This window comes from Flectobacillus sp. (assembly GCF_049240685.1).
Taxonomy (GTDB): Bacteria; Bacteroidota; Bacteroidia; order Cytophagales; family Spirosomataceae; genus Flectobacillus.
The window spans coordinates 1-11,101 of sequence record NZ_JBMLSD010000205.1; the positions used below are offsets into that span (position 1 = coordinate 1).

Consider the following 11,101-nt stretch of genomic DNA (forward strand, 5'->3'; position numbering starts at 1 on the left):
TAGCTTTGCCCTATTCTTTTGAAAAATTCCTCTGAATAGTGCTCACTTACAGGTATTTGCATATTGCCTATTTTGATTTTGAGATTTCGGATAGACTCAATTTTAGGCATGGCTACGATATATGACTTGTGAATACGGAAGAAATGTTCAGCAGGGAGTTTTTCTTCAATGGCCTTCATGGTCATGCGAGTCACGATGGGCTTGGTAGAGCCTTCCAAATGAATTTTGATATAATCCTTTAGCCCCTCAATGTAGGTAACATCTGAGATTTTGACCTTAACCAAAGAATAGTCGGCATTGACAAAGATAGAATCTGTTTCATACACCAATCCTTTTTCTTTTTCCTCAACTTCTGCAACCTGAGCGCTTTTTAATTTCAGGTTATGTAAATCGTAAGCTTTGTTTACAGCTTTTAGGAATCTATCAAAAGAAACAGGTTTAAGCAGATAGTCTACCACATCCAAATCAAAGCCCTCTAAAGCGTATTGCTGATAAGCCGTAATAAAAATGACCATAGGCGGCTCTTTGACACTTTGTAAGAATTGAACTCCCGTAATTCCTGGCATTTGAATATCTAAGAAAACTAAGTCAATTGACTCATTTTGCAGTGTTTCAATCGCATCAAAGGCATTTTTACAACGTTTTACTAAGTTTAGAAAGGGAACTTTGTTGATATTATCTTCCAGTAAATCTAGGGCAAGGTTCTCATCATCTACCGCTAGACAGTTTAGTTTTATCATATTTTGAGAAGTATTTGAAAATCAAAAAGCAACTAATACGCTAATGGGCAAAATGACATTAATTTTACCTGCATTAGGCATTAAGCGTTATGCTGTAGACCAAAGGGTTAATAATATTTCGAATGAAACAATAAAAACCTTTTTGCCTAATGCTTACAGCTTATTGCCTATAGCATTAAGACTATTAGTTGCCCAAAAGAGTTGCCTTAGGCTATGCGAAAGTATGAAAAGTACGGCAGTTTATTAGCCTTGTGTGACCTAGACACAATACATTTATAGCCTAACAACAGCTAGATTAGGCTAAAATACAAGAATTGTCCGACTTATACCTGAATGTGTAGACGAACGTCATACCAATGACCGTCCTCGGTGATGATGAGTTGATGTTGTTCTGGATACAACAACGCCAAGCGGCGTTTTACGTTACTGAGTCCAATCCCAGAAGCATGATCTTTGGCTTCGGGTTTGGGATTAATTTTATTTTTTACCGAAAATACCAATCCCTTCTCATCTACTTCCATAGCAATATGAATCTCTGGGCTAAGAATCATACCAATACCATGTTTGAAGGCATTTTCAACAAAAGGAATAATGAGCATGGGTTCGAGCAAGATAGTTGATTCTTTCTCAGGTTTTTGAAAAGAAACGATTACGTCATCGCCAAAACGAATCATTTGTAAGTCAATATAGCTTTGCAAATATTGTACTTCTTTACTCAATAAAACCTTGGTACCTTCCGATTCGTACAGCATATAACGCATAAGCTCAGAAAGTTTGATTACCACAGGTTCGACCATATCAGGCTTGCGCCTCGACAAAGAGACAATGCTATTGAGCACATTGAACATAAAATGTGGACTTATCTGAGAACGCAAGAACGAAAGCTCAGATTTAAGCCTTTCGTTTTCTTGTTCTTTACGGACTTCTTCTTTTCTGATATTATCGGCCATAATGCGGTAGCTGGTGCTAATTGCCAATACAAACAAGGTTTGGAATATAGTACCCAAACGAGGGAATCTTGTTGCATTTGGGCCAAACAATAATACCTTTCCCAAGCCATTCAGGTAGAAAAGTGTTGTCATTGCCACAAGTAGCGCAATGATGTATAACCAGACATTATTGCGTTTTGTCCAAATTTTTGGAATCAAGAATTGAGAATTGAGATAAAAAAACGGAATATTGAGCATACTCAACAACGTAAAATACAAAGTGGCATTTGCGTTGGGAGGAGGCAGGTTAGGATTAATTTTGGGAGGGTCTGGGGTGGTTCCTCTCAATAAATATGGTAATGACAAAAAACAAATCCACCCAATAAGATGGAAAAGTACATGTTGTTTGTTGATATTTTTGATAGAAATAGTCACACTTCGTTTTTTCTACAAACATAAGTACTTTACACTTCTCTCCCAAAAGAGAAGTGTAAAGTATTGTATTTCAACGACGAAAATGTTTTTTTTCGAGACAACAAAAGGATTAGATGCTCATTTTAATTAAGCTATAAGTAGAGGATTGGTGTGTAAATATATTTGCGAGGTTAGTCTAAGGCTACAAGTTTCCAATAACCACCGTTATCGCCTCCAACTCTTTCGATTTTGTTTTCTGTTTTCAAGCTTTTAATGGCTCTTTCAATAGTTCTTTGGCTTTTTCCTAATTCCTTTGCTAAGGCTATTGTAGTAATATGAGGGTTGAGATTAATTAGATTAAGAACTTTCTCCGACATTTTCTCCGACACAATTATTTCCTTTTGTTTGATTTCGAGGGTTACACTAGCAAAATCATAATTAAATATGGGAGTAGCTAGACCGTAGCTGATGCACTCATTGATAATTCTTATTGTACCACGTCTCTACAAGTAAAATCCCTTTATTTTTTACAAAACATAAAAGCTTACATTTCCGAAATCCAACATCCGATATCCGAAATAGACAGTTTTAGAATCCTTCGTACAGCACTAATTCATCATTCACAATTAAGCTACCGCTATCCAAAACTCAAAATTTATCCGTATTTTCGAAAAACGCTTATTCAACAAACCTAATTCTTCATCGAAAATGAACAAATCCCTTTCGCTAGTATCAGCCTTGGTACTAGCTCCAATGTTAAGTATGGCGCAGTGGAAATACCCCGAAACAGCAAAAGTTAATCAAGTCGACAACTATCATGGTACACAAGTAGCCGACCCGTATCGTTGGCTCGAAGATGACCGTTCTGCCGAAACCGCACAATGGGTCAAAGCTCAAAACACCTTGACTTTTGACTACCTTGAAAAAATCCCTTACCGAAACGCCCTCAAAAAACGTATCGAGCAAGTTTTTAATTACCAAAAGCTTTCGGCTCCTTCTCGCAAGGGTGAATGGTTTTATTTCTACAAAAACAATGGCTTACAAAATCAATCAGTGTTGTATCGTCAAAAAGGGTTGAATGGTGCTCCTGAGGTGGTACTTGACCCCAACCAATTATCGCCCGACGGTACTACTCGTTTGCAAAGCTTTGTGATTTCGAAAGATGGCAAATACGCTGCCTATACACTTTCGAAAGGTGGTTCAGACTGGCAAGATGGCTATGTGATGGACTTGGCTACAAAAACTAATTTGTCCGAAAAAATTGAATGGATTAAGGTTTCTACAATTTCTTGGCAGGGCAATGGCTTTTATTACAGCCGTTATCCTAAGCCAGAAGGAAGTGCATTGGCTGCCAAAAATGAAAATCACCAAGTGTGGTTTCACCGTGTAGGAACGTCTCAGGCGGACGACCAATTGGTTTATCAAGATTTGAAAAACTTACAACGCTTCCATTATTTACAAGTAACAGAAGACGAAAAGTTTGCCATTTTGATTGTCTCTGACCGAGGTAAAGGCAAAGAAGGCAATGCGCTTTTCTACAAAAAAGCAGGACAGGAATCCTTCCAACCTATTGTAGCAGAAGTGGATAAATTTAGTTACTCGGTCATAGACAATATTGGCGATGAGTTTTTGATAGAAACGAATGAAAATGCTCAAAACTCTAAAATTCTTCGTTTTAATCCTGCTAATAAATCTTGGAAAGTAGTTATTCCTGAAAAGGCTGAACCGCTTCAGGGAGCTCGTACTGCGGGCGGAAAATTATTCCTTTCTTATCTCAAGGATGTAACCACACGGGTATATGTACATGCGATGGACGGTAAATTAGAAAACGAAGTGAAATTGCCAGGCTTGGGCACTTGTTCAGGCTTTGGAGGTAATGCCGACGATAAGTTCGTGTTTTATACCTTCACATCATTCACTTTTCCTCCGACAATATACCGTTATGATATTGCTACCAAGAAAAGTACGGTGTTTACCAAACCAGAGTTAAGTTTTGATCCTTCAGCATTTGAAACGAAGCAAATTTTTTATACCAGTAAAGACGGAACCAAAGTGCCGATGTTTATTACCTACAAAAAAGGACTTCAACTCGATAGCCAAAACCCGACGTTGTTATATGCCTACGGAGGTTTCAATGTAAGTTCGTTGCCTGCTTTTAGTGCTACTTTAATTCCTTTCTTGGAGCAGGGTGGAGTATATGCTTTGGCAAATATTCGTGGTGGAGCTGAGTATGGAGAAAAATGGCATGAGGCAGGTATGAAGCTTAAAAAGCAAAATGTATTTGATGATTTCATTGCCGCAGGCGAATACCTAATTGCTCAGAAATATTGCGACAATCAGCATTTGGCACTAAGAGGAGGCTCAAACGGAGGCTTGTTGGTAGGCGCAGTAATTAATCAACGTCCAGATTTATGTAAAGTGGCATTCCCACAAGTGGGAGTAATGGATATGTTGCGTTATCATAAATTTACGATTGGCTGGAACTGGTCGCCTGAATACGGTAACTCAGACGATGCGACTGATTTCAAAAATCTATACCAATATTCTCCTTTGCATAATATCAAATCAGTGGCATACCCAGCCACTATGGTAACGACTGCCGACCATGACGACCGTGTTGTTCCAGCGCATTCATTCAAATACACTGCTGAGCTTCAAGCAAAAGCAGGGGCTGTATCAAGTAATCCTTTGTTGATTCGTGTAGATGTAAACTCTGGTCACGGGGCAAGCAATACTGCCAAAAGCATCGAACAAACAGCAGATATTTACGCATTTTTGTTTTATAACATGGGCTTTGTTCCGAAGAAATTATAAAGAGGGGATAGGGATTAGGCAAAGAGGCACTAGTGAAAAATAAAAAAACTCCTTGCCTAGTGCCTCTTGCCTAACCCCTCCAATAAAACTATGCTATCAAAAATCATTTTCGCTTCTCTATTTTTGGGAATGTTGAGTTTGACGGCTTGTCAGACCACCCAGAAGATTTATGTGGTTCGTCATGCCGAAAAGGATGTGGCTTTTCAGGGAAATGACCGCGTACGTCCACTCAATGCTCAAGGTCATCAACGAGCTGGGGCATTAAATAAACGACTGGCAAAAGCAGGTATTCAAAAAATCTTTGTGACCGAATATTTGCGTGTACAACAGACTGCCGATTCGCTTCGTATCAAAAACCAAATAGATACACTTTGGTATAGCGCCAAAGATGCTGTTTTGTCAGACAATTTAGAAAAAGCAGGTGTTCAAAATAAGACTGTTTTGATTGTTGGTCATAGTAATACCGTGCCTGACATCATTCGAAAATTTGGGGTAAATTTTGAAACTAAAATTTTACCAGATACCGAGTATGACAATCTATATATTATTAGCAGAAAGAAAGGCAAGGTGCTCAAGTTTGAAGCCAGTAAATATTAGTCATATACTCATTGAGAAGTCCCCTGTGTAGCTAGACTATGCAGGGGATTTTTGTTTGGTGCAAAAAAATATTAAAATATTTATAAGTAAAAATGCTTATTCCATTTTTGGCTAAAATACCCTCAATTATACCTACATTTGTCGTTTTTTATAAAAATAATTGCTATAACAATTGTTTTTATATCTACTTTTTCAAAAAAGAAATAAAATTTAGTTGAAAGGGTGCTAAATATCAACTTCTCTAAAATTAAAGTGCAAAAAAATATTTGAAAAATTTAGTTTTTATCTTTTTTGATGAGAGGGCTTTCAAAAAATACTGGTTTTGAAATAAAAAATGATTTTTGTTGATAAAGAGTATTTTAAAAGTAGTATTTACAGGAAAAAAAAGGCTAAAATCATCCAAAAAAGGGCTAAAAATCAACTTTTTGTCAAAAAATGGGTCACTTGACATTGATTTTTTTTATTGTAAACTTTCGGTCGTAATTCTTACGGAAACAACAAACGAAACAAAATAAAACCACAATAAAATAAGGAAAGATATGGAAGCGACGATGAAAGCAAATCAGTTTTTGACTCCTAATTTATATACAAGCATAAACGAGGTAGAGATATTAGATTGTTTGATTGACTTTGGATATATGCCAAAAGAATTCAGCCAAAACCAAGTAATCTCATTTGTAAAGGATGAGAATTTTTACCTAGTACTATTTATGGTACGCGAAGATGGACAGAAGGGTTTCTTAATGTATGAAATATTAGATTTTACTATGCACGAACAAGAGCTCTATATGATGTCTCATCTTTTCAGAAACTTAGTAGCATCTAATAAAAATAACTATACTTATCGCAAGGCTCAGTACAAACTAGACGAGATGTTGGGTATGGTTCCTACTTTTAGAGCGTTATACAAAAAACGTTTTGATGTAGATGATTATGGAATGGCTGCTTAAGTTTTTTTTGATGTGAATTTTCTGAAACAAATCACATACAATTAAAATTTATAGAATCATGAAAGTATCAGTTTTTGGGGCGAGTTTGTTAATGATGGCAAGCTTTGGAGCTCTCGCCCAAGAAATCCCAGCGGGTGACCCTGGTTACAACACTGGCAACTACAAGCACCCAAACAAGGCCGCTGCGGCCGCCAAAAAAGCAAAGTACATGACACAAACCGAGCAGGTAGTTTCGAATAGGAATTACAAGCAGAGTTTAGGAAGCAAAACGGTAGAGAGTGGTTTAGTAGTAGAGAAAACTTCGTCGACGGAGCCTATCAATTACAAAATGCCTTATACCAAGAAAGTAAAAAAATCTACCATCGCCCTCCGAGATACCAGTAAAGGTGTAGCAGGAGAGTAGTGAAGTTTAATTTTAGAATGGTGAATTATAAATTGTGAATGAAAGAAATTATTCACAATTCGTAATTCACCATTTTACATTATTTAGTCGTGATTCTCCAATTTATTCAAATCTGCTTGAGCTTTCTTCTTGCCAAGTGAGTTAATCCACGCCGCAATTTTTAGTACATCAGCCTTTGGCACGTGTGTCATCGAAGCCATTTCCGTAGCGTAATCTGGCCAGTTTTCTGGTTTTGGATGATACACTAATTCCAAAATTTGCTCATTAGTATAATTTCTTTTCGCAATTTCTGTAAATGGAGGCCCTACCACACGTGTAGCTTCTGCATGACAGCTTGTACAAGCATGTTTTTTCAATAAAGCCGCCACTTGTTTGCTATCAATCAAACCTGCATCTGCTACTTTTTTAGTACCGTTGACAGGAGTTGTCTTTTTCGCTGGCGTGCTTGTGCTTGGTGCTGGAGCGGTGCTAGCTTTTACTTTCTGAGATTCTGTTAACTGAGCCACTTCGCCATCAGGAATATTGTTGAGCGTGTAATACCCTACTTCATGCAAAAGAGGTTGTCCTTCATCATTTAAGATACCCGACGGGCGCACTTCGTGAATATATCCTTTACGCAAATTGTCTATCACCAAACGAACTTTCTTACGGTCGGCCGAAACAATAATTCCTTTCAATGGCGTCTTTTCTTGGTTGATAATCGGACTACCGTAGTTGTGATGATACTTGTATGTAAAGCTTTTTAGCTCATAGCTAGCCGCATTAGAGGCAGTTTTAGCATCTATAGGTTGTGTAAATTCAATCTCAAAACCATCTGGTCTTGCGCTAATGGTTTTCATTTCGAAAGGCAAACGACCATTCCAAACCAAGCGCTGTAGGCCATATAAATCTTTACCAGTAGAACCCCACCCGCGTGAAGTCATCCCGACGAAAATAGAGCCATCGTTACCCCAACGTGCACGTACCGTACCTGATTGAAAACCCTCACGGAATGGGTAACAAGCACCTTGGTATTTGCCATTGACTTTCTCCAAACTCATACGCATGGCTTTTGACTGTCCTTGGTCAAACACTATGTATTGTCCTTGGAAGGGGCCAAACTTACCATTAGTTTCATCCTCAATCATATCGGCAGTAGAAATACCCATGATTGCATGAGGGAACCAAACTGCTGGTAATTTCAAAGCCTTTACTTTCTTGGCAGCTTCGTACATTGGCTCGCCAGTATCTGGAAGGTCTTCTTTGGTTAATTTTAAAGGAGAATCAGGTTCTTTTGTCCAATATAAACCTCCTGCATTTCCTGCAAAATCGCCTTTTTCGAGATGGGTGATACGTCCTGAACCAACCCAGTCTCCTTGGTTTTCTCCGAATAAAACATCTCCATTAGAGTTTACCGTAAAACCTGCTGGAGAGCGTAATCCTGTAGCAACTGGCTCTAATTTACCCTCTTTGGTTACTTTTACCAACCAGCCACGCCATTTGGCTAGTTTACCTTCTCCATAACCTACCCATGCTACGTTGAAAGTAAGATACATATCGCCGTTTTTATCAAAAACAGGACCATAAGAATATTCGTGATAGTTGCCAGATAAGTCCCAATTGGCTACATTTTCGTATAAGTCAGCTTTGTCGTCACCGTCGGTATCGGTCAATTTGGTCAATTCACCACGTTGTGTACAGTAAAAAGAACCGTCACGATAGGCCAAGCCCAAAGACTCGTGCAAACCGCTTGCAAACAGTTTGTAACTTGGCTTTGTACCGTTGGTTTGGTAAGGATTTTCGATAATCCAGACTTCACCACGACGCGTACAAACACCCAAGCGACCGTCGGGCATTGGTGCCAAGCCACCCGCTTCTAGGCGAATACCATCAGGAATGGAAACAGTTTTTATTTCATAAAAATCTTCTTCTGATAAAGGCTTTGGTTTGTTTTGTGCTACTCCCGAAGATGCTCCAAGTCCCAAGAGTCCGAGGCTGAGGAGTAAATGATAATATCTTTTCATAAATCTTGAATGCTTAAATAGAAATGTTGAAAAATCTGTGAATACGATGATTGCTTAGAAAGTAACTTGATAACTTACCTCTTTTAATCCACTCACAGGAATCAATAATTGGGTTTTGCCATTTGACTGACGAACAACAGCTTGCTGATTGGCAGTTTCGCCCAGAAGCTCTACATAATACGTTTGGTTATTGATGGCATACAAATTTTTACCAACATTCTTAATAGCCTCGCCTTCTGCCACAAGCGCATACAATGGCTGTGAGCTGATGGCATTGCCTCCGATTTGTAAACGGCGAACCAAGCCTTCGTTTTTCGTTGAAGAAATCGTTTGGTCTTTAATAGACAAACCATTGTATTCGTACATAAATACAGGATATGCCACGCCATTTTCTTGTTTTACGAGTTGGTAACCTTTGTATTTCAATTCATTTTTATTCAAAGAATCTGGAAAAGAGGCATTGGCACTCGCAATAAATGCTAGCGGGAATTTACCATTTGATTGTACTGCTACTCCCATTGGCGCGGCAGTTTGAGGTTCGCCGCGGTCGTGCCACATTTGTGTTGCATCCAAGAATTTTCCTCTCCAACATTCCAAGAAACCTCCTTGATTGAGGTCATAAGAGAAGTTTAATCCTCCTGGCAAGCCTACACTAATTGCATGCGTTTTTTTACGATTGTTATAAACTACAAATGAACGCTGTAGTTTTGGTTCTTGGTCAATCGTGATTTCTACCAATGGCGTAGCTTCTGGTTCTGGCAAGGAGGTACGCTCGGTGATAGACTGACGATGTGTACCTACACGCTCAACAAAGCATCCGAGGCTTTTGGGACCCCAACCGAAGTCTTTAGCATAAAACAAGGTATATTTATGAACCCCAGCCGTTAAGGTTCTCTTGCCTTGTACATCTTCGTTGTACCAGTGACTACCTGTAGTTATCGTATCGTTGTCTACCAACAATGCGCCTGTTCCTGTCCAGTTGGTTGTGAATGTATAGGTATCTTTTTCAGGAATGGTGATAGTTCCATCAAATCTCAACAAAAAGTCAGATTTTGCTTCTGCCAGTTTCATAGATGGTTCTTTGGTGGTTCCTGTTACTTCAGGTTTTTGGTCTTTTACCTTCAAATCCGCCAATTTGCCTTTGTAATAGGCATATTCGGCAGTACCTATTTGTACTAATGGTTTATCAAAAACCTCATAACGAATGTTTTTGAAAGCAACTTGTCCATGGTCTCCTTGAATCATCAATGGCGCTTTGCTTGTTTCTTGCGTCGAAACAGCACCACGAGTTACCCCTAAAAGCTCTACATTTTCGTGAAGAAGAACACCATTTAGTGTGATTTTGACAAACTTAGCGTTGGCAATTTTTTTGCCATTAGCATCAAACTTTGGCGCTTGGAAATCAATCTCGATGTGGTTCCATAACCCTGGAGCTTTGATAGCATTTTGGCGTGGAGGATGTCCTTCATAACCTTCTTTTCCTGCGCCACGCGATTCGTCCCAACGGTGGTAAATGGCACCTGCATCGCCATCGCTTGGACGAAGCTTTAGCCAGCTGTCTAAAATTTGGACTTCGTAACGGCTTTGTAAATAAATCCCCGAATTTGAACCTTTCGGAATCATATAATCCATTGACAAACGAATGTCACCATGTTCCAAGGCAAATACCAAATCATCGGTACGTTGGTATTTGGCTGCCTTTAGGGTATTTACCAAAATACCTTTTCCTGGACTTGTGACAAGTGCTTCGCCTTGCGGTGTTCCTACGATTTGTCCTTCGATAGACCAGTTGGCGCTAGGTTTTTGGAATTGGCTCAAATCATTGAGCGGTATTTCGGTTTGTGCATACACCGAAACTGGAAATAGGAGAAAAAAGAGTCGCTTCAACATTAGGGTGGATAGTAGTTTTGCTTGTTAGTTTAAGGCACAAAAAGCGCAAGCTTTTGGGCATTTTAACAATTGAGGATTGTTGGATTTTTATTTATGTTTTTCAAATAATCAAATATATGAATAGATTTACAGAGTTCTACACTGTTCTATATTGTAAAGATAAATACGTTTAGTTTAAATTTGAATATTTTCAAGAAAAAATATACTTAATTTTTCAGGTGATAGGCTTTAGGTATCAAGCCGTAAACGGAATAATAAAAGGAATTTTTTAGGAAGTGGTAAAGACCTTTTGCATAAAGTTTAAGCTTGTGCTTTAAGCTTTCAGGTATCGGCTTTCGGCGGTGGGCTTTGGGAAAAATGC

9 protein-coding genes are annotated in these 11,101 nt (G+C 38.7%); 4 read left to right on the forward strand and 5 right to left on the reverse strand.

The annotated features are described in order from the left end of the window. The 3 genes from ACOVQ4_RS09350 to ACOVQ4_RS09360 form a co-directional block, all read right to left on the reverse strand. Positions 1 to 740: LytR/AlgR family response regulator transcription factor (locus ACOVQ4_RS09350; RefSeq protein WP_421820388.1), on the reverse strand; the 740-nt coding region annotated here is incomplete at its 3' end. 323 nt (positions 741 to 1,063) lie between these two features. Next, the gene (locus tag ACOVQ4_RS09355) at positions 1,064 to 2,104 is read right to left on the reverse strand and encodes a sensor histidine kinase (protein ID WP_421820389.1); all 1,041 of its coding nucleotides are present in this window, start codon (positions 2,102 to 2,104) and stop codon (positions 1,064 to 1,066) included. A 170-nt stretch (positions 2,105 to 2,274) separates the two neighbouring features. Continuing rightward, positions 2,275 to 2,472: a winged helix-turn-helix transcriptional regulator gene (locus tag ACOVQ4_RS09360; protein ID WP_421820390.1), complete on the reverse strand. Its 198-nt coding sequence runs from the start codon at positions 2,470 to 2,472 to the stop codon at positions 2,275 to 2,277. 319 nt (positions 2,473 to 2,791) lie between these two features. Here ACOVQ4_RS09360 and ACOVQ4_RS09365 point away from each other — a divergent pair, with 319 nt between their 5' ends. The 4 genes from ACOVQ4_RS09365 to ACOVQ4_RS09380 all read left to right on the forward strand — a co-directional run bounded on the left by ACOVQ4_RS09365 (position 2,792) and on the right by ACOVQ4_RS09380 (position 6,847). After that, positions 2,792 to 4,897 (forward strand): prolyl oligopeptidase family serine peptidase, encoded by a 2,106-nt coding sequence (locus ACOVQ4_RS09365; protein ID WP_421820391.1) that lies wholly within the window; start codon positions 2,792 to 2,794, stop codon positions 4,895 to 4,897. 90 nt (positions 4,898 to 4,987) lie between these two features. Continuing rightward, the gene (locus tag ACOVQ4_RS09370; protein WP_421820392.1) at positions 4,988 to 5,494 is read left to right on the forward strand and encodes a SixA phosphatase family protein; all 507 of its coding nucleotides are present in this window, start codon (positions 4,988 to 4,990) and stop codon (positions 5,492 to 5,494) included. Between the two features lie 539 nt (positions 5,495 to 6,033). Beyond that, complete coding sequence (locus ACOVQ4_RS09375) at positions 6,034 to 6,444, forward strand: hypothetical protein (RefSeq protein ID WP_283345288.1); 411 nt, start codon at positions 6,034 to 6,036, stop codon at positions 6,442 to 6,444. Between the two features lie 58 nt (positions 6,445 to 6,502). After that, positions 6,503 to 6,847, forward strand: coding sequence for a hypothetical protein (locus tag ACOVQ4_RS09380; protein ID WP_421820393.1), 345 nt, complete (start codon positions 6,503 to 6,505; stop codon positions 6,845 to 6,847). 83 nt (positions 6,848 to 6,930) lie between these two features. Here the strand turns inward: ACOVQ4_RS09380 and ACOVQ4_RS09385 are convergent, their stop codons facing one another. Then, the gene (locus ACOVQ4_RS09385; protein WP_421820394.1) at positions 6,931 to 8,850 is read right to left on the reverse strand and encodes an auracyanin family protein; all 1,920 of its coding nucleotides are present in this window, start codon (positions 8,848 to 8,850) and stop codon (positions 6,931 to 6,933) included. Between the two features lie 54 nt (positions 8,851 to 8,904). Then, positions 8,905 to 10,740, reverse strand: a complete 1,836-nt coding sequence (locus ACOVQ4_RS09390) for a family 16 glycoside hydrolase (protein WP_421820395.1) — start codon at positions 10,738 to 10,740, stop codon at positions 8,905 to 8,907. Between the last annotated feature and the right edge of the window lie 361 nt (positions 10,741 to 11,101).

Bases quoted from the DNA above. Each gene is read 5' to 3' on its own strand.
- ACOVQ4_RS09380 (WP_421820393.1), top strand. From the start codon at position 6,503: ATGAAAGTATCAGTTTTTGGGGCGAGTTTGTTAATGATGGCAAGCTTT.
- ACOVQ4_RS09385 (WP_421820394.1), bottom strand. From the start codon at position 8,850: ATGAAAAGATATTATCATTTACTCCTCAGCCTCGGACTCTTGGGACTT.
- ACOVQ4_RS09390 (WP_421820395.1), bottom strand. From the start codon at position 10,740: ATGTTGAAGCGACTCTTTTTTCTCCTATTTCCAGTTTCGGTGTATGCA.
- ACOVQ4_RS09370 (WP_421820392.1), top strand. From the start codon at position 4,988: ATGCTATCAAAAATCATTTTCGCTTCTCTATTTTTGGGAATGTTGAGT.
- ACOVQ4_RS09365 (WP_421820391.1), top strand. From the start codon at position 2,792: ATGAACAAATCCCTTTCGCTAGTATCAGCCTTGGTACTAGCTCCAATG.
- ACOVQ4_RS09375 (WP_283345288.1), top strand. From the start codon at position 6,034: ATGGAAGCGACGATGAAAGCAAATCAGTTTTTGACTCCTAATTTATAT.